This window comes from Geothrix rubra (assembly GCF_030268065.1).
GTDB classification, from domain to species: domain Bacteria; phylum Acidobacteriota; class Holophagae; order Holophagales; family Holophagaceae; genus Geothrix; species Geothrix rubra.
Genome location: NZ_BSDD01000001.1, coordinates 703,676 through 725,742 on the forward strand (window position 1 = coordinate 703,676; position 22,067 = coordinate 725,742).

Sequence of the window (22,067 nt, forward strand, 5' to 3'; positions counted from 1 at the left end):
CCTCAAGGATCGGTCCTTCCCGCCCCTGTGGCACCCTGGTAGTCCGCCCTGGAGCCGCCCATGACCGTGCCCGACCCGAGGCTGGATGCCCTGCTGGAATCCGGGACCGGTCCGCGCCTGGAGGCCCTGCTCCGCTGGCTCCTGGAGGCCTCCCCGGCCCGGACCGCCGACGGGGAGCCCCGGCGTACCTCCCGCCTCCGAAGGCTCCAGGCGGCCCTGGCCGGCCGCAGCCTGGAGGCCCCCCTGCGGGAAGCCTGGACCCACGCCTCCGCGGTGCGGCTGCTGGCCGAGACGGGCCTGCCGGACCGCACCACCCTGCTGGGGGAGGGCCTCCAGCGGGTGGTGGACCGCCTCATCCCCCGTCTCGATCCGGAGGGCGATCTCTACGCCCTGCTGGACCGGCTGGGGCTGGACGAGGCGGACGCCCGCTGGCTGGAAACCCTGCCCGAGGAGGTCCTGACCCCCTGGGCCGACCTCCTGGCCCCGCCCCCGGAGACCTGGTTCCACGCGGCCCGGCTGCTGGCCCACCGCGCCGCGGCCGTGGGCCTGTCCCGGGACCTCCTGGCCCTCGACCCGGAGGGCAGCGACGCCGACTCCCCCTTCTTCGGGCTGGACCACATCGTCCGCAGCCTGGCCGAGGCGCCGGGGGATCCCGCGGCCCGGAACGCCTGGGAGGAAGGCCTGGCGGCCTGCCGGGCCACCCTGGACCGGGCCCACGCGCGCCTGGACGAGCGCGGCGTGTCCACGGACCTGATCTTCCGCATGGAACTGGCGGAGGCCCAGCTGGCCCGCATGGACCAGCTGCTGGGCTTCGCCCTGGGGCAGGGCGATGGCCGCGCCTTTGCCGCGGAGCTGGTGCAGAGCTGCGCCCGGCAGCACGACCTGGGCGTCCTCCTGCGGACCACCGTCAAGCGCCTGGCGCGCAAGGTCGTGGAGCACACCGGCGAGACGGGAGAGCACTACATCGCCCGGACCCGCTCGGAATGGTGGGCCATGGGCCGCTCCGCCGCCGGCGGCGGCCTGCTCACCGCGGGCACCGCCCTGGTCAAGTTCGGCCTCTTCGCCCTCCCGCTGGCCCCGCTGATGCTGGGGCTGGGCGTGTCCGGGAACTACGCGTTCAGCTTCATCGCCATGCAGCTGCTCGGTTTCAGCCTGGCTTCCAAGCAGCCGGCCATGACCGCCGCCGCCCTGGCCCGGGCCCTGGAGGAGGACAACGGCCGGGAGGCGGAGATCGACGTGGTGGCCGCCATCACCCGCACCCAGGTCATGGCCACCCTGGGCAACGTGCTGGTCGCGATCCCGGCGGCCGTGGGCCTCTGCCTGCTCTGGCACGGGGCCACCGGCCACGCGCCCCTCGGGCCGGAGACGGCCCTCCACGGCCTGGAGATGAACGACCCCCGGCATGTGGGCACCTGGACCTTCGCGGCCGTCACCGGCGTCATCCTCTGGCTGTCCAGCCTCGCCGCGGGCTGGACCGCCAACTGGAGTGCCTACCGGGGCCTGCCGGAGGCCCTGGCCCGGAACCACCGGCTGAGGGCCTGGTTCGGTCCCGCCGCCACCGCCGCCCTGGCCCGCTTCATCCGCCGTCACCTGCCCGGCATGGCGGGCTACACCGCCCTGGGCCTCCTCCTGGGTTTCGTGCCCCTGGCGGCCGCCTTCGCGGGGATCCACCTGGAGGTGCGCCATGTCACCCTCCAGGCCGCGTCCCTGGGCCTTGCCGCCGCCAGCCTCCTCCTCCACCAGGGCGTCCACCCCTGGGGGGAGCTGGCCTGGGGCCTGCTGGGCATCGGCCTCATCGGCGTCCTCAATTTCACCGTCTCCTTCGCCTTGGCCCTCTGGACCGCCATCCGCGCCCGGGACCTCGACGGGCGCGCAGCCCGCAGCCTCTGGATCCAGATCCTCAAGGCCTTCAACCGGCAGCCGGGACGCTTCCTGGGGGCGCCCCCGAAGGCGTAGGCTGGAGACCCCTTCCCCGGAGAACCCCATGCGAATCCCGCTGGTCCCTTCGCTCCTCTGCGCCGCCCTCGGCCTGCCCCTGGCCGCCCAGGCCCCGGCGCCCGCCAAGCCCGCCCCCGTGCGCCTGAAGCCCCTGCGGGTCAGCCCGGCCTGCACCATCACCCAGGACGTGGGCATCGACCAGATCAAGCTCAGCTTCTGCCGACCGGCGGTGAAGGGGCGGAAGATCTGGGGCGGGCTGGTGCCCTACGGCGAAGTCTGGCGGGCCGGCGCCAACGCCGCCACGGTCTTCACCTTCAGCCACGCGGCCAAGGTGGCCGGCAAGGACGTGCCCGCGGGCAGCTACAGCTTCTTCGCCATTCCGGGCGAGAAACAGTGGACCCTCATCCTGAACAAGAAGGCCGACCAGTGGGGGGCCTACGACTACAAGGCCGCCGATGACCTGATGCGGTGGGAGGTCACGCCCACCCAGGGCGCCTACCAGGAGTGGCTGGACTACCGCCTGCGCCCCACGGCCCCGGGCATCGTGGAGGTGGAACTGGCCTGGGAGCACCTGCGCGTGGCCTTCCCGGTGGCCATGGACGTGAAGGCCGCCTACTGGGCCCACCTGGAGGACACCCTGAAGCGGGCTCCGGAAACGGACTGGGTGCCCTGGTACCAGGCCGCGGCCTATTGCCAGTCCCAGGGGATCGAGCCCCAGAAGGCCCAGGCCTGGATCCAGACCAGCCTCAAGGCCGGCGAGAGCTTCTGGAACCACGAGACCGCGGCACGGATCGACCGGGACGCCAAGCGGATGCCCGAGGCCCTCGCCCACCTCCAGAAGGCCATCGACCTCGCCCGCGGCAAGGCCCCGAAGGAGTACGTGGAGAACCTGGAGAAGGAACTGGCGGACTGGAAGGCAGGGAAGTAGCGGCCCCGGGAACGCGGGATATGCCTCAGCCAGAGGTTCCAGGCCCGGACCCTTGGCGGGCCTTTGCTGAGGCGAAGAACTTCCGGACCTTCTCCACCAGATCCTCGGGACGGATGGGCTTCAGCACATAGGCGGCGAGGTTCCACCGGCTGAGCCGCGCCACCAGCTCCGCCTCGCGGTGGGCGCTGAGCACGATGACGGGGAGATCCCGGAGGGCGGGGTCCTCGCGGAGGGCGCGGAGGAGGCTCTCCCCATTGCAGGCTGGCATCTCGTAGTCGGTGATGACCAGGGCGGGCCGGCTGGCATGGATGGCCGCCAGCACGTCGTAGAGGGATTCCGGCGCGACCTCGCCCACCTCGTATCCGGCCTCCTGGAGGTGGATGCGGACGAAGGCACGGATGTAGCTGCTGTCATCGACGATGAGGATGTCCAGGGGAACTCCTGCGTGGCATTAGACGACCGATTCATCGGCTTCCCTGGACGATCCCTCAAGGAATGCAGGACTCCCCGGGATCAGACCCCCGTCCGCGCCGCGCCCCAGATGACCTTGTGGAGCTGGAGCTGGACGCGGACCGGCAGGCCGTCGGCGACGACCCGTTCAGCCAGCCAGGCGGGGTCCAGGCGGCCCCAGGCCGGGCTGAAGAGGACCTCCACCCGGTCCCAGATCCGCCGCTCGGCGCACCAGGCCCGGGCCCACTCGTAGTCGGCGGCGTCGCAGAGCACGAACTTCAGCTCGTCCTGGCCGGACACCAGGTGGTCCAGGTTGGTGTCCAGCCAGCGGTGGGACTCCCCGCTGCCGGGGGTCTTGCGGTCCACGATCTTGACGACTTCACGGGGCACGGGGGCCAGGTCGTGGCTGCCGGCGGTCTCCAGGGCCACCTCGTAGCCCAGGCCCAGCAGGGCCCGCAGCAGGTCCGGGGCCTGGGGATGGGCGAGGGGCTCGCCGCCGGTGAGTTCGACGAAGGGGACCGCCGGTCCCGTCCGCGGCGGCCCGAGGCGCTGGCGCACCTCGGCCAGCAGATCCTCCATCTCCCGCAGGCTGCCCTCGAAGAAGGCATATTCGGTGTCGCAGTACGAACAGCGCAGCGGGCAGCCCGTGAGCCGGATGAAGAGGCAGGGGCGGCCCGCCCGGGCGCCTTCGCCCTGGATGCTGTGGAAGACCTCGTTGACTTTGAACTTCATCAGCGCTCCGCCGTGACCTGCGTCCACCGCTCCCGCCCTTCGGGCGATCGCGCGCCGCGCTCGCGGACGGGGCCCCGTCCTTCGCCCTGGATGCTGTGGAAGACCTCGTTGACCTTGAACTTCATGCGAGCCGGCCCCTTCCCCCTGATTCTCCCACGAGGCTTCCCCGGGCTGCGGTTCCTGTGGGAGCATCGTCTCTTTTCCGGGAGATCCATGCCCCTCCGCCGCTTCCTGTGCCTTCCGGTCCTCGCCGCCTTCCTCGGCCCCCTGGCCGCCCAGGCGCCGGAGCCGCCGAACCCGGTCATGGCCCGCTACACCAAGCGCGAGGTCCTCATCCCCATGCGGGACGGGGTGAGGCTGTTTACGTCCATCTACCTGCCGAAGGACACGAGCCGCCCCCATCCCATCCTCCTGCAGCGCACGCCCTACGGCGTGGGGCCCTACGGTGAGGACGCCTACCGGCGGGGCGTGGGCCCCTCCGCCACCTTCGCGGACCAGGACTACATCGTGGCCTACCAGGACGTGCGGGGCCGGTTCATGAGCGAGGGCACCTTCGTGGACGCGCGGCCCGTGAACCCCACCAAGGGACCGAAGGACACGGACGAGACCACGGACACCTACGACACCATCGACTGGCTGGTGAAGCACCTCCCGGACAACAACGGGAAGGTAGGCATGTGGGGCATCAGCTATCCCGGCCACTACACGGCCCAGGGCATGCTCTGCGGCCATCCGGCCCTGAAGGCCGTGTCGCCGCAGGCGCCCATGATCGACCTCTGGGAGGGCGACGACAGCTACCACCGGGGCGCCTTCCAGCTCACCGCCAACTTCGGATTCTTCCTCTTCTTCCACAGCCGCCACGACGCCCCCTCGCCCGACCGCCCCGAGGTCACGGAGGTGGGCACGCCCGACGGCTACCGCTGGTACCTCGACGCGGGCCCCGTGGCCGGCCTGGAAGGCAAGGTGAAGCAGGCCCCCGAGGGCATCTGGGAGGAGTACATCCGGCACACCGCGTACGACGCCTACTGGCAGGCCCGGGACCTGCGCCCCCACCTGCGCGGCGTGAAGCCCGCCGTCCTCACCGTGGGCGGCTGGTTCGACGCGGAGGACCTCTTCGGCGCCCTGGCCTGCGCCCGCACCCTGACGGAGAAGAGCCCCGCGACGGACAGCCACCTGGTGATGGGCCCCTGGACCCACGGCCAGTGGGCCGGCGGCGATGGCAGCCGCATCGGCACCGCCGAATTCGGATCGAGGACCGCCGCCTGGTTCGAGCAGGACGTGGAGCTGCCCTTCTTCAACCACTACCTGAAGGACGTTCCCGGCCCCGCCCTGCCCAAGGCCACGGTCTTCGAGACCGGGAGCAACCGGTGGCGCACCTTCGACGCCTGGCCGCCGAAGCAGGCGAAGCCCCGGAGCTTCTACCTGGAGTCCCAGGGCCGCATCAGCTTCGCCCGGCCCGGAGCCACGGACGGCTTCGACGCCTTCGTGAGCGACCCCGCCAAGCCGGTGCCCTACACCCAGGACATCAGCTTCGACTATTCGGCCCCGTACATGGTCGAGGACCAGCGGTTCGCGGCCCGGCGTCCGGACGTGCTGGTCTACGAGACGGCCCCCCTGACGGAGGATCTGACCCTGGCGGGCCCCGTCCGGCCCGTGCTGCACGTCAGCACCACCGGCACCGACAGCGACTGGATCGTGAAGGTCATCGACGTCTTCCCCGACGATGCCCCGGATCCCGCCCACTGCCCCCCCGGCTGGCATGCGGCCGGCCAGCAGATGCTCATCCGCGGGGACGCGCTCCGCGGGAAGTTCCGGAACAGCTTCACCACGCCCGAACCCTTCGTTCCCGGCCAGCCCACGGAGGTGGCCTTCACCCTGCCGGACGTCTTCCACACCTTCAAGAAGGGCCACCGGCTCATGGTCCAGGTCCAGTGTTCCTGGTTCCCCCTGGTGGACCGCAATCCCCAGGTCTTCTGCGACATCCCCCACGCCAGGCCCGGCGACTTCCGCAAGGCCGAGCAGCGCGTCTACCACAGCGCCGACCTGTCTTCGCGGATCGAGGTGCTGGCGCTGCAGTAGGCCTCAGATCCAGCGCCTTCCGCCATCCAGGGTGAGGATCTCGCCGGTGAGGAAGGGGCTGTCCGCCGCGTAGCGCACAGCGCGGCAGAGGTCGGCGGGCTCGCCCAGCCGCTTGAGGAGGGTGCGCTCTGCCAGGAAGGCCTCGTCGCTGCCCTCGACGGGGAGGATGGCCCCCAGGGCGTGGCCCACCACCCGCACCCGTGGGGCCAGGGATTGCGCCAGTCCCGGGATCACCGAGGCCAGCCCGCCCTTGGCCGCGCTGTAGGGCAGCCGCTTCAGCCAGGGCTGGTGGATGGAGGTGTCCAGCAGGAACTGGAGGCAGGCGCCTTCCGCCAGGCGCGGCGCCAGCGCCTGGGCGCAGAGGAGGGGGAAGGCAAGGTTGATCCGCCAGGTGGCCTCGAGGCCCTCGGCGGTCCAGCTTCCCAGGGGGGCCTCGGGAAAGGTCCCTGCCACGATGACCGCGCCGGAAATCACCACCCCGGCCGTGTCCAGGGCCTCCAGATCTGCCATCATGCGGGACACCAGCTCCGGACGCTCCGCATCCCAGTGAAGGGTCCGGATCTGTGCTTTCCTGGACAACCCGGCCAGCCAGTCCTCGCCCTCCCAGGGGCGGGAACTCGTCAGCACCAGGTCATGGTCCCCGGCGAGATCCTCCGCCAGGGCCCGCCCGAGCCTCCTGCGGCCTCCCACCAACACCCAGCAGGGCCTGTCGTTTCCCGGCATCCGATCCATGCCGGCATTCATATCACAAAGGTTCCATGAGCCCCACCCTCAAACGCATCCGCTGGCGCCTGCTCTGGATCAGCCTCGTGGCGCTGGGGTTCGCCCTGGGCTCCTTCTACCTGAACCAGTGGGTCTACGCACGGTCGGACGACCAATGCTCCTGGGTGGTCGAGAACGTCAAGGACGGGAAGAAGATCGTCATCCGGGAGATCCTGCCCGAAGGCGTGGCCGAGGAGGCGGGCCTCCTGGAGGGGGACGAGCTGGTGGCCATCCAGGGCCACCACTGGGACGCCACCCGGGCCGGCACCATGGAGGCCCAGCGCTACATCAACTCACGGCGCGAGGGCACGATCCTCATCTACACCGTGAAGCGCCAGGGCCGCCTGCTCCAGCTCCCCCTCCGGCTGGTGAAGCCCCTGAGCCTCTTCCAGCTGGCCCTGCTGCTCAACGGCCTCATCGCCTGGGCCATCGCCGTCCTGGTGGTGGTGTCGGCGGCCGAGCGCAAGAGCGCCCGGCACTTCTTCTACCTGGCCAGCACCGGGCTCATGCTCTCCGGCGCCACCATCTCGGGGAACGTCCCCGACCGTGCCGTGGCGGCCATCATCCTCGTGAACGGGCTGGTGAGCGCGCTGCTCCCGCCCCTGTGGGTGCACTTCTTCCTCCGCTTCCCCCATCCCTTCGAAGCGCGGAAGAACCGGCGCCTGCTCAGGGCCCTCTACGCCACCTTCGCCGCGATGGCCCTGGTGCTCACGACCCTGACCCTGATCCGGCTCTTCGGGGACGGGGCGGCCAAGGCCCTGGGTCTCGACGGCGAGCCGGCCCCCTCGGCACTGGTGGGCTTCCTCACCCTCCTCAGCCGCTGGCTGCCCCAGTCCCTCTACCTCGCCGCCGGCCTCCTGGGCCTCGGCTTCTTCGTCGCGGGCATGCTGCGGGTGGAGCCGAGGTTCCGCCGGACGCTCATCCCCAGCCTCCTCGTGACCACCGCCATCTGCCTGGACCTGGTGGCCATGGTCCTGCTCCAGGCGAAGTTCGGAGCCAGCCAGATCTTCAGCCGCCAGAGCTGGATCTTCATGGTGCCCCTGCCCCTCCTCCCGCTGAGCTTCGCCTACGCCATCTTCCGTCGCGGCCTGTTCGACGTCCGCAAGGCCCTGCTCCGCTGGGTCATCTACTTCGCCGTGCTGGGCCTCACCCTGGCCCTCTACCTCGGCGGCCTCGCCTGGGCCTTCTCCCAGGCCCTCTCCTCCATTCCCCCGGGCTGGGCCGGAGCCCTGGTGGGCCTCCTGGCCCTGCCGCTGGGGTGGAGCCTGCGGTGGCTCCTGCGGGGCATCCGCCGGCGCTTCCGCCGGGACATCGCCAGTGCGCGGGACACCGCCCTGGGCGCCCTCCGCGAGCCGAAGAAGCGGTTCAGCGAGGAGGCCCTGCTCAAGACCGTGGCCAGCTCCCTGCGGGAGGCCTTCCAGCCGCAGCTGCTGGAGGTCCTGCCCGTGGAGGACCGCCGCATCCTCCTGCCCGGTGCGGAGACCCTCGACCGCGACGACCGCAAAGTGACCTTCCCGCCCCAGTACCTGATCCTGCCTGCGGGCCTGCTGCGCCTGGCCCGGGAGAACCGCGAGCTGGTGCTGGGCCTGGGGAGCGAGGAGGCCGACTGGATCCGCGAGCAGGGAGAGCGTCTGCGGGCCCATGTGGATGCCCTGGAGGCCCAGCTCCTGGTGCTGCTGATGGGCGGCGACGAGCCCCATGCCGCCGTGCTGCTGGGCGGGAAATACGCCGAGCTGAACTATGGCCGGGATGACCGGGAGCTGCTCCGGGAGGTGGCCCTGGCCGCCAGCCTGGTGCTGGAGACCGCGATCCTCCACCGCCGCACCCTGGCCCAGGAGCGGCTGAGCCAGGAGCTGGAGACCGCCCGGCGCATCCAGGAGGGGCTCATCACCTCCGAGCCGCCCTCGATCCCGGGCTTCCACGTGGCCCTGCGTCTGGAACCGGCCCTGGAGACCGGCGGGGACCTGCTCTTCGTCAAGCGGCGGCCCAGCGGCACCTGGCTGGCGGCCGTGGGCGACGTCTGCGGCAAGGGGCTGGCCGCGGCGCTGTACATGGCGCAGGCGACGGCCCTGCTGGAGCACGCCACCCAGCGGGAGGACCAGCCCCTGGAGACCATCCTCCAGGCCATGGACCACACCCTGCGCCAGCTCCTGGGCCAGCGAGGCTTCCTCACCCTGGCGCTGCTGGAGTGGGATGCCCAGGGCCGCTACCGGCTGGCCCGCGCCGGCCACCCCGGCGCCCTGCTGCTGGAGGGGCTCACGGAGGACTGCTCCCGCGAGCTGGCCCCCCACGGGCGGGGCCTGGGCCTCCGTCCCGCCGGGCCCGGGGACTGGGAAGTGCTCGAGGGCGTCCTCCCGCCCAAGGGTTGGCTGGTGCTCTACAGCGACGGCCTCTCCGAGGCCATGAGCAAGCAGGGGGAGCTCTACGGGGTCCCGCGGCTCTGCGCCCAGCTCCGCCGCCTCTGGGGCACCGGCAGCCCGCGCGCCGCCTGCGAGGCCGTCTTCCGCGACGTGGCCGCCTTCGATGCGCAGAACCTGGACGACCGAACCCTGTTTATCCTGGGGAGGGAGGTCTGATGCCGCGCCGTTCCGCCCTGAGATGGCTCGTTCCCCTGCTGCTCTCGCTCCAGCTCTGCCTGCTCTGGATCCAGGGGGCCCAGCTCCACCAGCAGAACCAGCAGCTGAGCGACCTCCGGGCCGACATCCAGGACCTGGCCGACAGCCTGGACTCCGGGCAGGACGAGGCCACTCCCCAGGACGACTCCGGGGCCGTGCCCCTGCGCCACCGGGTCCATCCGCGCCTCCGCCTCCAGCGCGTGGCCGTGCTCGGCCTCCAGGACGAGAAGGACGCCGCCGCCGAGGAGATCCGCGCCACCCGTGACTCCGAGCGGAAGGCCGTGAAGGACGCCCGCGAGGCCCAGTCCAAGATCTCCATCGAGGAGAACGCCCACAAGGCCGAGGAGGCCCGGAAGATCAGGGGCGCCACGGACCGCTGGCAGCGCTGGTCCCTGGCTGCCGTGGGGCTGCTCTGCCTGGCCTGGCTCCTCCGCGGCTGGTTCCGGCGGCGCTGATGTCCCTGCTGGAGTTCCTCCGCGCGGACCCGGACTGCCGGAACCTCGCGGAGGGCGCCGTCCACGCCGCCTCTCCGGCCCTGGCGGATCCGGACCCGGCGCCAGTACTCCGGCAGCTGGACGAATGGGCCTTCCTGCTGGCCGGGCGGATGCCGCTGCCCTGGAACCTCCACCAGGCCATCGATGCCCTCAACCACCTGCTGTTCCACGATCTGGGATTCCAGGGGGACCGGGATACCTACGATGCCCCGGAGAACGCGCTGCTGCCGCAGGTGATCGGGCGCCGCCGGGGCCTGCCCATCGCCCTCTCCATCCTGTGGGTGGACCTGGCCCGGCGCCTCGGGTTCGATGCCGTGGGCGTGGGCCTGCCGGGCCACTTCATCGCGGGCCTCCGCACGGACCTGGGCCTGCTCTGCTTCGATCCCTTCCACGGCGGGCGCCCCGTGGGAACGGAACGCGGCTCCGAGATCGTCGCCGCCGCCACTGGCGGCAAGGTGGCCTTCCACCCCGCCATGCTGCGCCCCACGCCGGACAGGCAGATCCTGGCGAGGCTGGTGCGCAACCTCCACCTGCGGTACCTCCACGCCGAGCTCTGGGAGGAGGCCCTGTGGACCGGCACCCACCTCATCCTCCTGGAGCCGTCCAACCCCCGCCCGCGGAAGGAGCGGGCCTTCGTCCACCTGCAGCGCGGCGAGCCAGGCCCGGCCCTCGAGGATCTCCAGGAGGCCCTCCGGCTCAGCCCCGAACCCGATCCCGAGATCCAGGCCTGGATGCAGCAGCTGCGCCAGGGCTAGGGCCCCCCTTCAGCGGGCGGCCTCCACCATGCCGACGAGCGCCGCCTCCACCTCGGCGGCCACGGGCTTCAGGGCCTCGTCCTGGGTGAGCCCTCCGAGCATCTCCGCCGGCAGGATCAGCCCGATCCGCGTGCGGCCCTGCTCCGTGTAGACCGAGATGCGGCAGGGGAGCGCCATGTTCAGGCGCAGGTCCCGGGCGAGCACCTTGGCGGCCTGGGCCGGGTTGCAGACCTCGAAGACGCGGCACTGCTCGGCGAAGGGGAACCCCTTGCCCCTCAGGGTGTCCCCGAGATCGTGGACATGCAGGACCCCGAAACCGCCGGCCTTGACCGCCGCCTCGAGATCCGTGGCCGCCTGCTCAAAGGGTTTGCCCGAATCGACAATGTGGTACATGACCGGCCTCCAGGGCCCCCATGATACCTGCGGCGCCCAGCCCCCTCACCCCAGCCTGCGGACGACCACCACGCACCCGACCGCCTTGTGCAGGAAGAGGATCTGGACCTTCACCGGACCCGCAGGGAAGCGGAAGGTGAACTGGAAGGTCCGCGAGGGTTCCGGACCTTGGCAGAAGGCCGTGAACTGCCCCTGGAACGCCTGCACGGAGGTGCAGGGGGCCACCTCGGTGAAGAAATTCCGGCCGATCACGTCCTGGGATCGGCGGCCCGCCAGTTCCTCCTCCGCCCGGTTGTAGGCGAGCACCAACCCATCGCCGGCGAGGACGATGACCCCGAAGGGGAGCTCGTCCAGTTCGGCTTCCGAGAGGTCCGGGATGCCCCGGAGGCGGCGATAGCAGGCCGGACAGATGCCATGGGAGTGGTCGATCTCCCCCTCCCGGATCCAGCTCCCGCACCAGGCACAGAGCACCTCCGCCATCAGGACTCCCTCGGCATGGTCCGGCCCAGCATAGCAGGGGGGCCCGGAGGCCCCCCCTTCTATGCTGGCGCTCGGCTGCGGCTAGGACTTCTTCTGGGCCTCCACAACCGTGAGGGCCGTGAGGTGGACGATGTCGTTCAGGTCGCTGTGCCGCTGCAGCACGTGCACCGGGGCGGCCATGCCGCAGGTGATGGGCCCGATGACCTCCGCGCCTGCCAGCCGGTGCACCAGCTTGTAGCCGATGTTGCCGCTGGTGAGGTCGGGGAAGATCAGCACGTTCGGCCCGCCCGGCATGTCCACCCAGGGGTAGTCCTCGGCCAGGATGTCGGCGCCGAGGGCGGTATCGGCCTGCATCTCGCCGTCGCACTTCAGGTCCGGGCGCTGGGCCTTCACGATCTGGACGGCCTTCTGCACCTTGCGGACCAGGGGATGGTCGACGCTCCCGAAATCCGAGAAGGAGAGCATGGCGACCCGGGGGTCCATGTTGAAGGTGTCCTTGGCCAGATCGGCCGTGAGGAGGGCGATCTCGGCCAGCTCCTCGCTGTTGGGCTCGATGTTCATGGTGGTGTCGGAGAAGAACAGGACGCGGTTCTTCAGCACCATGGTGTAGACGCCGCAGACGCGCTTGACGCCCTTGCGGGTGCCGATCACCTCGAGGCAGGGACGGATGGTCTCGGGGTAGTACATCGTCAGGCCGGCGATGAGGCCGTCGGCCTTGCCCAGGCGGCACATCATGGCGCCGAAGTAGATCCGCCGGCGGATCAGGCGCTTGGCCTCGGAGTGGGTGACCCCCCGACGCTTCCGGATGTCGAAGAAGGCGTCCTCCGCCTCCTGGCGCCAGGGCACGGATCCCGGATCCAGGATCTCCATGCCGCTGACATCGATGCCGCGCTCCATGGCCACGGACTTGATCCGGTCCGGATCGCCCAGGAGGATGGGGATGCAGATGCCCTCGTCCACCATCTGGGCCACGGCCTGCAGGATCAGCGGGTGGTCGCCCTCGGGGAAGACCACCCGCTTGGGGTTCGACTTCGCCCGGTTCACGACGCTGCGGATGACATCCTTGCTGCGGCCCTGGAGGCCCTCGAGGCGCTCCTTGTACTGCTGCATGTCCGCGATGGGCTGCTTGGCCACGCCGGTGTCCATGGCCGCCTTGGCCACGGCCGGGGCGACCCACAGGAGCACGCGGGGATCGAAGGGCTTCGGGATGATGTACTCGGGACCGAAGCTGAACTTCTGGCCGGCGTAGGCCTTCACCACCGACTCGGGCACCTCCTCCTTCGCCAGGGCGGCCAGGGCCTTGGCCGCGGCCAGCTTCATGGGCTCGTTGATCTCGGTGGCGCGCACATCCAGGGCGCCGCGGAAGATGAAGGGGAAGCCCAGGACGTTGTTCACCTGGTTCGGATAGTCGCTGCGGCCCGTGGCCATGATGATGTCGGACCGGGTCGCCTTGGCCAGGGGGTAGTCGATCTCGGGATCGGGATTCGCCAGGGCGAAGACGATGGGATCCTTCGCCATGCTCTTCACCATCTCGGGCGTCAGCGCGCCCTTGCTGGAGCAGCCGACGAACACGTCGGCGTCCACGATGGTGTCGGCCAGGGTGCGCCAGTCGCTCGGCTTGGCGAAGCGCTCCTTGTAGACGTTCATGCCCTCCTTGCGGCCGGTGTAGACCAGGCCCTTGGTGTCGCACAGCCAGAGGTTCTCCAGCTTGACCCCCGCGCTCACCATCATGTTCGCGCAGGCGATGGCCGAGGCGCCGGCCCCGCTGAACACCACCTTCATGTCCTGCATCTTCTTGCCGACGATCTCGGACGCGTTCATCAGCGCCGCCGTGCTGATGATGGCCGTGCCGTGCTGGTCGTCATGGAAGACGGGGATGTTCATCTCCTTCTTCAGGCGGGTCTCGATCTCGAAGCACTCGGGGGCCTTGATGTCCTCCAGGTTCACGCCCCCGAACGTGGGCTCCAGGGCCTTCACCACCTGGCAGAACCGGTCGATGTCCAGCTCGTCGACCTCGATGTCGAACACATCGATGTCGGCAAAGCGCTTGAAGAGTACCCCCTTGCCCTCCATCACCGGCTTGCCGGCCAGGGCACCGATGTTGCCGAGGCCCAGTACCGCCGTGCCGTTGGAGATCACGGCCACCAGGTTGCCCTTGGCCGTGTACTTGTAGGCGTCTTCGGGGTTCTTCTCGATCTCGAGGCAGGGCTCGGCCACCCCCGGGGAGTAGGCCAGGGAGAGGTCCCGGGCGGTGGAACAGGGCTTGGTGGCCACCACCTCGATCTTTCCCTTCCGTCCCTGGGAATGGTAGTCGAGGGCTTCCTGCTTGCGTTTCATCGCCATTCTCCTCGCTGTTTGGGGAGCCCTTCCGGGCTGGACCTCCAAGCTTACACCGCGGCTTGAGGGATCCTGCCTGCAAGGTCATCAATCCCTGGATTTGTTACTGTGGTCACAACGGCATATTCCCATGCGCCGCCAGGGCAGTGTAGGCTCCTGGCACCCCTTCCCCGGAGAATCCGTGCGCGCCGCTGGCCCCCTCCTCCTGCCCTTCCTGCTCGTCCTCCCGCTCACCGCCCAGAAGTCCAAGCCTGCGCCGTCGAAGGAGGCGTCGACCGTACGCAAGGTGGACTGGGACGGCGAGTGGTCGCTGCTCGCCGCCAAGAGCGACAACCCGGAGGAGCAGATCGATGCCTTCGTGAAGGACATGAACTTCGCGCTGCGCTTGTTCTGGAAGAAGAAACTCCAGAATGCCTGCAGGACCTTCGACAAGCTGGACATCCTGGCCGGGGACAACTTCACCGTGACCATGGGCCGGGAGCGCCCCGTCGACACACCTGCGGACGGCACCGTGGCCGACTGGAAGCGCAGCGACGACGAGGCCTTCAAGGCCACCCTCACCCAGGATGGCCCCACCATGATCCAGACCCTCCAGGGCGACGGCTATACCTTGAAGTACGTCTACTCCATGCGGAAGGACGGCGAGAGCATGGCCATCCAGGTGACCTACACCCATCCGAAGCTCGACAACCCCTTCAGCTACAAGCTCGTGTTCAAGCGCAACGACTGACGTCAGCATGGAGCGATGCTGATCCTCGCTCCTCCCCCCCTGCCCTGCCTTCCGCCGCGCTGGGCGCGGGGTGGGCACCTGCAGACGATCCTGGGCAACTACCTGCCGGACGAGGCCCCCGCCCACCCCTTCCATCCGTTCCGCATCCCCCTGCCGGATGGCGATCAGCTCGCGGCCCGCCACTATCCGGGCGAAACGGACGTGCTCGTGCTGATCTTCCATGGGCTTGGGGGCGATGACCAGGCCCACTACGTCCGGCGCGCCACGGCTACCGCCCGCCGGCAGGGCCACCACGTCTGGACGGTGAACCACCGCGGCTGCGGCGACGGTCGCGGGCTGGCGGCGGGTCCCTACCACAGCGGCTCGGGCGACGACCTGGGGGCGGCCTTCGCCGCGGCACGGGAGCGCCACCCCGGGCTGCGGCAGCTGGCCCTGGGCTTCTCCCTCTCGGCCAATGCGCTGCTCCTGAACCTCGGCGGCGGCCTGGCCGTGCCCGCCGCCCGGCCGGACCTGGCCATCGCGGTGAACCCGCCGGTGGACCTGGCGGCCTGTTCCCGGACCATCCACGCCGGGATGAGCCGCCTCTACGAACTGCGGTTCATCCGGCGCTGCCGGCGGGCCATCCGCGAGCGCGTGGCCGACGGCCTCATTCCGGACGCCTATCCGACCCATGCCCTGATGAGCCTCAGGGACTTCGACGATGCCTACACCTCGAAGGCCGGGGGCTTCCGGGATGCCGACGACTACTATGCCCGCTGCTCCGCCCGCGGCCACCTGGCTGGAGTCCGGGTGCCCACGGTGATCCTCCAGTCCAAGGACGATCCCTTCATCCCCTGGCGGCCCCATGTCGAGGCCCTGAAGTCCCCCCTGGTGCACCTGCACCTTGAGGCTCACGGCGGCCACATGGGCTACCTGAGCCGCAACCTGCCCGGCCACCGCTGGCTGCCCTATGCGCTGGAGCACTACATGGCCGAGCTGCTCCGCCTCCGCGGCGCGGGAAAGGAGCTCCACGAAGGGCACGAAGGGTGAAGCGAGCGCACGAAGGAAGGTCGCCTGCCCTGGAAAACACGCCGGACGTCAGGCCAAATACGCCCTCATTCGTGGCCTTGTCTTTGAATTCGTGCCCTTCGTGGAAGTCATTTGACGATGGACAGGCCGGATGCCCGTAGCGCCGCCACGATCCCCGGCAGCAGCTCCAGCACCCGGTCGATCTGGGCGTCAGAGGTGCCCCGCCCCAGGCTGAAGCGCACGGTGCCCTGGGCGTAGGCGTCAGGAACCTGCATGGCCCGCAGCACGTGGCTGGGTTCGCGCATGCCGGTGCTGCAGGCGCTCCCCGTGGAGACGCAGACACCCTGCTCCGCCAGTTTCAGCTGCACCGCCTCGCCCTCGACGCCCGCGAAGCCCACCAGGCTGGTGTTCGGCAGGCGCTCGGTGCCGGCGCCATGCACGCGGAGATCGGGAATCCGGGCGGCCAGCTCCGCCTCGAAGCGGTCACGGAGCGCGCGCATCCGCTCCGTCTCGGGCAGCCGCGCCAGGGCCAGTTCTGCGGCCTTCCCCAGGCCCACGAGTCCCGGCACGTTCTCCGTGCCCCCGCGGCGACCCCGCTCCTGGGAGCCGCCCAGCATGAAGGGCTTCAGGCGCACGCCCCGGCGGATCATGAGCAGGCCCGTGCCCTTGGGGCCGTGGAACTTGTGGCCGCTGAGGCTGAGCAGGTCCGCGCCCCACGCGGCGGCGTCCACAGGGACCTTGCCCATGGCCTGGGTGGCGTCCACCAGGAACAGCGCGCCCTTCGCCCGGGCGATCCGGCCGGCCTCGGCCACCGGGAAGATCACGCCGGATTCGTTGTTGGCCGCCATCACGGCCACCAGGGCCGTGTCAGGGCGTACCGCGCCTTCCAGGGCCGCGAGGTCGAGGCGCCCCTCGCCGTCCACGCCCACGTCCGTGGCCTCGCCCCCCATGGCGCGCCACCACGCGACCAGCGCGCGCACGGCCGGGTGCTCCACCGCGGTGGCGACCAGGTGCCGCTTCGCGGGGAAGGCCTCCCAGGCACCCCGGACCGCGTGGTTCAGGCTTTCGGTTCCGCCTGACGTGAAGACGATCTCCGCGGGCGTGCAGCCCACCAGGGAGGCAACCTGCTCCCGCGCCGCCACCACCGCGCCGTCCGAGAGGTGCCCCAGGGCATAGGCCGAGCTGGCGTTGCCGAAGCGCTCCGTGAACCAGGGCCGCATGGCCTCGAAGGCCTCGGGATCGAGGGCCGTGGTGGCGTTGTGGTCGAGGTAGATCAGGTCCATGGCCTCATTGTCCCATCCCCTCGGGGCGGCGGAGGAAACCCAGCAGTTCCGGCCAGGGCGCCTGCCCCGGTTCCAGGGGGAGGCCGTTGTGGTCCGCCCAGGACACCTCCCGCACGAAGACGGGTCCGGGCGCGGCCGCGGCCAGGCGGCGGCCCTGGGCGGCCCCCACCACCTCGTCCCGTCCGGCCACGAGGAGGGCCACGGGCCCCGCATAGCCGCCGATGGCGCCCAGGCTGTCCCAGCGATCCCGCAGGAGCAGTCCCAGGGGGAAGAAGGGATAGTGCCGGGCCGCCACCTCGGTCATCCGGGCGAAGGGGGTCACCAGGAGCAGGCCGGCGACGGCGCCGGGTTCCCGTGCGGCCACCTGCACCGCCACGCCGGAGCCCAGGCTCTCGCCCAGCAGGAACACCGGACCCGGCCCCTCCGCCTTCAGCTGCCGCAGGGCAGCCCGTGCGTCCGCCACGAAGCGGCCTTCCGAGGGCCGCCCCGGCCGGGGTCCGTAGCCCGGGTATTCCAGCAGCACGCCCTCGAACCCCGCCGCTTCCAGCACGGGCAGGTAGTCCAGCCGGCCCAGGGCATCGCCCGCGTTGCCGTGGATCACCAGCATCTGCGGGCGGTCGCCGCCGGTTCCGGGGCGGCGCCAGCCCAGCAGGTGCCCGGTGCCATCCCGCCAGGGCGCGAGCCCCATCCGGGCCCCCTGGCGGAGGGATTCCGCCTCGGTGCTCCGATCGGGGAAGTACATCATCCGCCGCTGGAGGAGGAAGGCGGCCAGGCAGAGTGCCGCGTAGGCCCCGAGCCCCCAGGCCAGCAGCTTCAAGGGGCCCGCGATCCAGGGAGGCAGGGGCCCGGCCACGGCTCAGCCCTCCGGTTCCCGCAGGCGGGCCAGGGCCCCGGCACGGGCCGCCAGACCGGGCGCCTTGCCCTGGAAGCTCCTCCCCGAGCCGCCGCCCTTGGCGCCGAGGAGGTCCGCCACCGCCTTGCCGAGGGCGGGTACATCCAGTGCCGAGGCCTCTCCGCCACTGAGCAGGAACAGCCCCTGGCCCCCCAGGTCCGACGTCAGGAACACGGCCTTGGCCGGATCCGCCGCGAGGACCTGGCGGGCCAGCTTCTGGAGGAAGGCCATGTCGCGCCCCTCGAAGTGCGCCTCCACCAGGGCCCCGGATCGCACGGCGAGGGCCGTCCCCTGGAGCTCCGCCAGCTCCTCCTCCAGCTTCCGCCCCCGTCGTTCAGCGGCCTGGAGCTGGTCCAGCTTCGTCTGGAGCGTCTGGACCAGGTCCTCGTCCGGGGCCCCGAGCAGGGTGCGGAGGGTGGCATTGCGGCGTTCGTGGGCGCCAAGCCGGGCCCGGGTCCGCCCGCCCGCCACGTAGAAGAGCCGCGTGCCGCCCCGGATCGATTCGGTCCCCAGGAGCTTCAGGGCCTCGATCTCCCCCGTGTGGCGCAGGTGGGTGCCGCCGCAGGTGTTCAGGTCCACCCCCGCGATGGCCACCAGCCGGATGTCCCCGGTGTGGCCCTCGGGCAGGCCCCGGGACCGCACCACCGCTTCCGCATAGGCCTCGGGACTCACCCGACGCGCCGTGATCTCCCGGCCGGCCCGGATCTCGGCGGCCACGGCCTCCTCCAGCTGCTCCATTTCGCGCGGCGAAATGGAGGTAGCGGTCAATTCGATGTCACAGGTGGCCACGCCCAGGTGGAACGCCGTGGTCTCCCACTGGAAGCGGTCCTGGGCCACGGCCGTGAGCAGGTGCTGGCCCGTGTGCTGCTGCATGTGGTCGAAGCGGCGCACCCAGTCCAGCCGCAGGGAAGCGGGTCCCTCGGCCACGGGGGCCCCCAGGTAGTGCCGGCTCTCCCCGTCGCGCTTCTGGACGTCGAGCACGGCCACGCCGTTGATCGTCCCCAGGTCGCAGGGCTGGCCCCCGCCCTCGGGGTAGAAGAGGGAGTCCTCCAGGATCGCGAAGGGGCGGCCCTGCTCCTCGCCGCAGCGCAGGACGCGGGACTCCAGGGTGGTGGCGTAAGGATCGCGCTCGTAGGCCGGCAGCATGCCCGGAGCCTAGCACAGCGGGTAGGCTGGAGGTTCGGTCCGCCATGTCCCACATCCCCCTCCCCGAGCGCCTCCGCCCCAAGACCCTCGACGACGTGGTGGGCCAGGCCCACCTGCTCGGGCCGAAGGGGGCGCTGATGCGGCTCACGGCGGGCGGGCGCCTGCCCTCCATGGTGCTGTGGGGCCCGCCGGGGACCGGCAAGACGACCCTGGCCCGCATCCTCGCGGAGGCCACCGGCCACGGCTTCCGGGAGTTCTCCGGCGTCAGCGGCAGCGCCGCCGAACTGAAGAAGTTCCTCCAGGAGAGCCGCGAGATGCCCCTGTTCCGGGGCGTACCGCCGGTGGTGTTCCTGGACGAGATCCACCGCTTCAACCGGTCCCAGCAGGACATCCTCCTGCCCTTCCTGGAGCGCGGCGAGGCCATCCTCATCGGCGCCACCACGGAGAACCCGGCCTTCTACCTGAACCCCGCGCTGCGGAGCCGCTGCCAGCTCATCGCCCTCAAGGGGCTGGAGCCCGTCCACATCCAGCAGGTGCTGAAACGGGCCTGGGCGAAGGAGCGACCCGGCACGCCGGAACCCGCCGAGGTCCTCGAGTGGCTCTCCCACTGGGCCGGGGGCGACCTGCGGTCCGCGCTGTCGGGCCTCGAGACCTGGCTGGAGATGCCGGACCCCGACCTGGAATCCCTCCAGGGGGCCCTGGGCGGCCGGATGATGTTCGACCGGGCCGACGGCCACTACGATCTGGCCAGCGCCTTCCAGAAGAGCCTGCGGGGTTCCGACGTCGACGCGGCGCTGTACTACCTCAGCCGCATGATCCGGGGCGGCGAGGATCCCCGCTTCATCGCCCGCCGCCTCATGGTCTGCGCCGCGGAGGACGTGGGCAACGCCGATCCCCAGGCCTTCATCCTGGCCGAGGCCGCCAGCCGCGCCGTGGAGCAGATCGGCTGGCCCGAGGCCCGCATCCCCCTGGCCCAGGCCGTGATCTACGTGGCGAACGCCGCCAAGAGCAACGCCACCGTCCTGGCCATCGACAGCGCCCTGGCCGCCGACGACGCGCCCATCCCCGAATCCATCCGGGACGCCCACACCGCCACGGCCCGCAAGGCGGGCATGGGCCAGGGCTACCACTATTCCCACGACGACTACGACCGCCCCCAGGCCTTCCTGCCCGTGAAGCTCCAGGGCACGGCCTTCCACGCCCCGCGGCGGCCCCAGGAGCGCAGCTGGCGGGACCGCCAGGAACCCGAGGCGGCGGCCCTGGGCGCCCTGTGGGAGGCGTGGGCGGAAGGCCATCCCGAGGGCGGCGAGGTCCCGGTGGACGCCTGGTGCGAGGCCCTGGCCTGCAGCCGCGAGGCCCTGGCCCGCGCCCTCCCGCGGCTGGCCCAGGGCCGGTTCACGCTGGCGCGGAAGCTGGAGGCGAGGCCCCTCTGATCAGTCCTCGGTCCAGCCCAGGAGGCTCGCCCCGTAGCGCTGGCCCATCACGTAGAGCGGCACCGTCAGCACCGTCACCAGGGCCCCGGTGTCCCGGGCGTAGGTCTGCACCAGGAAGTCCCGGCACCCGCCCTCGGGTTCCGCGAGCTTCGCACCGGCCCGGCGGAAGGCCTCCCGGGTGGCGCGCTCCGGCAGGGCCTCCCCGGCCTCGCCGACCCCGTGCCGGCCGCCCCGCACCAGCACCCGGTTGTCCGTGAAGAACCGCTTCACGCGGTTGCCGACCAGGTCCTTCTCGGGAATCCCGGTCCAGTCCTGGGCGAAGCGCGTGTTGTGGGTGGGCGCGTAGCTGTTGAGGTCGATGATGAGGGCGAAGAGGAGGTGGGGTTCCCGCCCCAGGATCTCGTCGAAGATCGCCTGGAGGGGAGGGTCCACCTGCATGTCGTAGGCGGTGTGGAATTTCGGGGGCGTGAACCCCTCCAGTGGCACCCGGTCCACGTTGAAGCGGGAGGCCAGGCCCCGGATGGCGTTCCCCCGGATCTCGGTGTAGCGGAGGTCCAGCACGTCCTCCAGCTTGAGGGTCCCCGCCTTCACGGGGGCCGCCAGCACCTCGGCCGAGCGCCGGGCCAGCTCACGCCCCAGGGCGAGGGACCGGTGGAAGACGGAGCCCGTGTCGTAGGGCGCCAGGTGCCGGTAGCCGGCCTCGGTCAGGGTGGTGAGATGGAAGGTGTCCTGGGCCAGGGCCGCCGTCTCGCCCTTCAGGTGGTCCGTGGAGTCCACCAGGCTCCGGGAGGCTTCCAGGAGGGTCCCGGCGGCACTCGTCTGCTCCACCGAGGACCGGGCGATGAGGTTCACGTGCCCGGCTGCCTCGTCCGCGAGTTCCGCCAACCCGGAAAGGCGGTGCCCCACGGCCTCCACCTGATCGCTGGTGCGGGCGGCGAGGTCGAGGCTCCGGTCCATCGCCTCCCGCGCCGGCTGCAGGTCCCCCTGGATGGCGGACAGCAGCGCGCCGATCTCATGGGTCTGCTGGGAGGTCCGGTCCGCGAGCTTGCGGACCTCGTCGGCCACCACGGCGAATCCCCGTCCCGCCGCGCCCGCGTGCGCCGCCTCGATGGCCGCGTTGAGGCTGAGCAGGCCGGTCCGGTTCGCGATCTCCTCGATGACCTTGGACACTTCGGTCACCTGGAGGACCTTCTCCATGAGGGCCTGGAGCTTCTCATCGGTGAGCCCCGTCTGCCGGCGGAGCTCATGGACCGTCGCCACGGACTGCTCGCTGGCCCTGAGTCCCTCCCGGGTCAGCTCCGCCATGCGGCGGGAGCTCTCCGCCCCGCCTTCTGCGGCCTGGGCCGCCCCCTGGATGTTCTCCCCCAGGCTGGACAGGGCCCCCTGGATCTCACTGGAACTGGAGAGGATCTGCTCGTAGGCCCGGGCCAGTCCCTGCAGCCGGAGCGACGTCCGCGCCGCGCCGACCGCGGCCCGGCTCAGGACCGTGCCGATCCCCTGGAGATCCGAGGTCAGCTCGGCCGGAAGGCCGCCCCCGGCCTTGCTGGGCTCCGGATCGGGGCCGGCACCTGGGCGGTTGCGGAGGAAGGACAAGGGAATACCTCGGGTTTCC

At 71.0% G+C, this 22,067-nt stretch carries 20 protein-coding genes; 9 read left to right on the forward strand and 11 right to left on the reverse strand.

The genetic code is table 11. From position 1 onward, the window contains the following. Positions 1-60 precede the first annotated feature (60 nt). Positions 61-1,956 (forward strand): hypothetical protein, encoded by a 1,896-nt coding sequence (locus QSJ33_RS03125; RefSeq protein WP_285722858.1) that lies wholly within the window; start codon positions 61-63, stop codon positions 1,954-1,956. A gap of 28 nt (positions 1,957-1,984) precedes the next feature. Continuing rightward, positions 1,985-2,866, forward strand: coding sequence for a DUF2911 domain-containing protein (locus QSJ33_RS03130; RefSeq protein WP_285722859.1), 882 nt, complete (start codon positions 1,985-1,987; stop codon positions 2,864-2,866). Positions 2,867-2,891: 25 nt separating this feature from the next. Here QSJ33_RS03130 and QSJ33_RS03135 read toward each other — a convergent pair whose 3' ends face one another. From QSJ33_RS03135 to QSJ33_RS03145, 3 genes are all read right to left on the reverse strand, one after another. Beyond that, positions 2,892-3,299 carry a response regulator gene (locus QSJ33_RS03135; RefSeq protein ID WP_309564087.1) on the reverse strand — a complete coding sequence of 136 codons (408 nt, stop codon included), beginning with the start codon at positions 3,297-3,299 and terminating at the stop codon, positions 2,892-2,894. Between the two features lie 80 nt (positions 3,300-3,379). Further along, positions 3,380-4,048, reverse strand: coding sequence for a radical SAM protein (locus QSJ33_RS03140; RefSeq protein WP_285722861.1), 669 nt, complete (start codon positions 4,046-4,048; stop codon positions 3,380-3,382). Further along, positions 4,048-4,173: a hypothetical protein gene (locus QSJ33_RS03145; RefSeq protein WP_285722862.1), complete on the reverse strand. Its 126-nt coding sequence runs from the start codon at positions 4,171-4,173 to the stop codon at positions 4,048-4,050. Before QSJ33_RS03145 ends, QSJ33_RS03140 begins: the two co-directional genes overlap by 1 nt. A gap of 88 nt (positions 4,174-4,261) precedes the next feature. On the opposite strand from QSJ33_RS03145, the gene QSJ33_RS03150 reads away from it, so the two are divergent. Beyond that, positions 4,262-6,127 carry a CocE/NonD family hydrolase gene (locus tag QSJ33_RS03150; RefSeq protein ID WP_285722864.1) on the forward strand — a complete coding sequence of 622 codons (1,866 nt, stop codon included), beginning with the start codon at positions 4,262-4,264 and terminating at the stop codon, positions 6,125-6,127. Positions 6,128-6,130: 3 nt separating this feature from the next. Here the strand turns inward: QSJ33_RS03150 and QSJ33_RS03155 are convergent, their stop codons facing one another. Continuing rightward, on the reverse strand, positions 6,131-6,859 hold the full coding sequence (locus tag QSJ33_RS03155; protein ID WP_285722865.1) for an SDR family oxidoreductase: 729 nt from the start codon (positions 6,857-6,859) through the stop codon (positions 6,131-6,133). A 26-nt stretch (positions 6,860-6,885) separates the two neighbouring features. On the opposite strand from QSJ33_RS03155, the gene QSJ33_RS03160 reads away from it, so the two are divergent. Genes QSJ33_RS03160 through QSJ33_RS03170 form a run of 3 tightly spaced genes read left to right on the forward strand, consistent with a single transcriptional unit; the run spans position 6,886 to position 10,753 of the window. Then, positions 6,886-9,465: a SpoIIE family protein phosphatase gene (locus tag QSJ33_RS03160; protein WP_285722867.1), complete on the forward strand. Its 2,580-nt coding sequence runs from the start codon at positions 6,886-6,888 to the stop codon at positions 9,463-9,465. Then, complete coding sequence (locus tag QSJ33_RS03165) at positions 9,465-9,959, forward strand: hypothetical protein (protein ID WP_285722868.1); 495 nt, start codon at positions 9,465-9,467, stop codon at positions 9,957-9,959. The genes QSJ33_RS03160 and QSJ33_RS03165 overlap by 1 nt, the downstream gene beginning before the upstream one ends. Then, complete coding sequence (locus tag QSJ33_RS03170) at positions 9,959-10,753, forward strand: SirB1 family protein (protein ID WP_285722871.1); 795 nt, start codon at positions 9,959-9,961, stop codon at positions 10,751-10,753. The genes QSJ33_RS03165 and QSJ33_RS03170 overlap by 1 nt, the downstream gene beginning before the upstream one ends. A gap of 9 nt (positions 10,754-10,762) precedes the next feature. Here QSJ33_RS03170 and QSJ33_RS03175 read toward each other — a convergent pair whose 3' ends face one another. The 3 genes from QSJ33_RS03175 to QSJ33_RS03185 form a co-directional block, all read right to left on the reverse strand. Beyond that, complete coding sequence (locus QSJ33_RS03175) at positions 10,763-11,146, reverse strand: DUF302 domain-containing protein (protein ID WP_285722872.1); 384 nt, start codon at positions 11,144-11,146, stop codon at positions 10,763-10,765. A gap of 45 nt (positions 11,147-11,191) precedes the next feature. After that, complete coding sequence (locus QSJ33_RS03180; RefSeq protein ID WP_285722873.1) at positions 11,192-11,626, reverse strand: PAS domain-containing protein; 435 nt, start codon at positions 11,624-11,626, stop codon at positions 11,192-11,194. An 81-nt stretch (positions 11,627-11,707) separates the two neighbouring features. Next, on the reverse strand, positions 11,708-13,963 hold the full coding sequence (locus QSJ33_RS03185) for an NADP-dependent malic enzyme (RefSeq protein WP_285722874.1): 2,256 nt from the start codon (positions 13,961-13,963) through the stop codon (positions 11,708-11,710). A gap of 181 nt (positions 13,964-14,144) precedes the next feature. Between QSJ33_RS03185 and QSJ33_RS03190 the strand changes: the two genes are divergently transcribed. Together QSJ33_RS03190 and QSJ33_RS03195 are read left to right on the forward strand one after the other, a co-directional pair. Further along, complete coding sequence (locus QSJ33_RS03190) at positions 14,145-14,693, forward strand: hypothetical protein (protein ID WP_285722875.1); 549 nt, start codon at positions 14,145-14,147, stop codon at positions 14,691-14,693. A gap of 15 nt (positions 14,694-14,708) precedes the next feature. Further along, entirely contained in the window at positions 14,709-15,722 is a 1,014-nt protein-coding gene (locus QSJ33_RS03195) for a YheT family hydrolase (RefSeq protein WP_285722876.1), read from the forward strand. Between the two features lie 107 nt (positions 15,723-15,829). Here QSJ33_RS03195 and QSJ33_RS03200 read toward each other — a convergent pair whose 3' ends face one another. The 3 genes from QSJ33_RS03200 to QSJ33_RS03210 are packed head-to-tail and all read right to left on the reverse strand — an operon-like array spanning position 15,830 to position 19,022. Then, complete coding sequence (locus QSJ33_RS03200) at positions 15,830-16,984, reverse strand: cysteine desulfurase family protein (protein WP_285722877.1); 1,155 nt, start codon at positions 16,982-16,984, stop codon at positions 15,830-15,832. 4 nt (positions 16,985-16,988) lie between these two features. After that, entirely contained in the window at positions 16,989-17,837 is an 849-nt protein-coding gene (locus QSJ33_RS03205; RefSeq protein ID WP_285722878.1) for an alpha/beta hydrolase, read from the reverse strand. 3 nt (positions 17,838-17,840) lie between these two features. Next, complete coding sequence (locus QSJ33_RS03210) at positions 17,841-19,022, reverse strand: alanyl-tRNA editing protein (protein WP_285722879.1); 1,182 nt, start codon at positions 19,020-19,022, stop codon at positions 17,841-17,843. Between the two features lie 44 nt (positions 19,023-19,066). Between QSJ33_RS03210 and QSJ33_RS03215 the strand changes: the two genes are divergently transcribed. Next, positions 19,067-20,455, forward strand: coding sequence for a replication-associated recombination protein A (locus QSJ33_RS03215; RefSeq protein ID WP_285722881.1), 1,389 nt, complete (start codon positions 19,067-19,069; stop codon positions 20,453-20,455). On the opposite strand, the gene QSJ33_RS03220 is transcribed toward QSJ33_RS03215, so the two are convergent. Continuing rightward, positions 20,456-22,048: a methyl-accepting chemotaxis protein gene (locus tag QSJ33_RS03220; protein ID WP_285722883.1), complete on the reverse strand. Its 1,593-nt coding sequence runs from the start codon at positions 22,046-22,048 to the stop codon at positions 20,456-20,458. Positions 22,049-22,067: the final 19 nt, after the last annotated feature.

Excerpts from the sequence above, each read along its gene's own strand:
- QSJ33_RS03175 (WP_285722872.1), bottom strand. The coding sequence starts at position 11,146 with ATGTACCACATTGTCGATTCGGGCAAACCCTTTGAGCAGGCGGCCACG.
- QSJ33_RS03145 (WP_285722862.1), bottom strand. The coding sequence starts at position 4,173 with ATGAAGTTCAAGGTCAACGAGGTCTTCCACAGCATCCAGGGCGAAGGA.
- QSJ33_RS03180 (WP_285722873.1), bottom strand. The coding sequence starts at position 11,626 with ATGGCGGAGGTGCTCTGTGCCTGGTGCGGGAGCTGGATCCGGGAGGGG.
- QSJ33_RS03155 (WP_285722865.1), bottom strand. The coding sequence starts at position 6,859 with ATGGATCGGATGCCGGGAAACGACAGGCCCTGCTGGGTGTTGGTGGGA.
- QSJ33_RS03160 (WP_285722867.1), top strand. The coding sequence starts at position 6,886 with ATGAGCCCCACCCTCAAACGCATCCGCTGGCGCCTGCTCTGGATCAGC.
- QSJ33_RS03210 (WP_285722879.1), bottom strand. The coding sequence starts at position 19,022 with ATGCTGCCGGCCTACGAGCGCGATCCTTACGCCACCACCCTGGAGTCC.
- QSJ33_RS03215 (WP_285722881.1), top strand. The coding sequence starts at position 19,067 with ATGTCCCACATCCCCCTCCCCGAGCGCCTCCGCCCCAAGACCCTCGAC.
- QSJ33_RS03130 (WP_285722859.1), top strand. The coding sequence starts at position 1,985 with ATGCGAATCCCGCTGGTCCCTTCGCTCCTCTGCGCCGCCCTCGGCCTG.
- QSJ33_RS03185 (WP_285722874.1), bottom strand. The coding sequence starts at position 13,963 with ATGAAACGCAAGCAGGAAGCCCTCGACTACCATTCCCAGGGACGGAAG.
- QSJ33_RS03170 (WP_285722871.1), top strand. The coding sequence starts at position 9,959 with ATGTCCCTGCTGGAGTTCCTCCGCGCGGACCCGGACTGCCGGAACCTC.
- QSJ33_RS03200 (WP_285722877.1), bottom strand. The coding sequence starts at position 16,984 with ATGGACCTGATCTACCTCGACCACAACGCCACCACGGCCCTCGATCCC.
- QSJ33_RS03195 (WP_285722876.1), top strand. The coding sequence starts at position 14,709 with ATGCTGATCCTCGCTCCTCCCCCCCTGCCCTGCCTTCCGCCGCGCTGG.
- QSJ33_RS03140 (WP_285722861.1), bottom strand. The coding sequence starts at position 4,048 with ATGAAGTTCAAAGTCAACGAGGTCTTCCACAGCATCCAGGGCGAAGGC.
- QSJ33_RS03125 (WP_285722858.1), top strand. The coding sequence starts at position 61 with ATGACCGTGCCCGACCCGAGGCTGGATGCCCTGCTGGAATCCGGGACC.
- QSJ33_RS03150 (WP_285722864.1), top strand. The coding sequence starts at position 4,262 with ATGCCCCTCCGCCGCTTCCTGTGCCTTCCGGTCCTCGCCGCCTTCCTC.
- QSJ33_RS03165 (WP_285722868.1), top strand. The coding sequence starts at position 9,465 with ATGCCGCGCCGTTCCGCCCTGAGATGGCTCGTTCCCCTGCTGCTCTCG.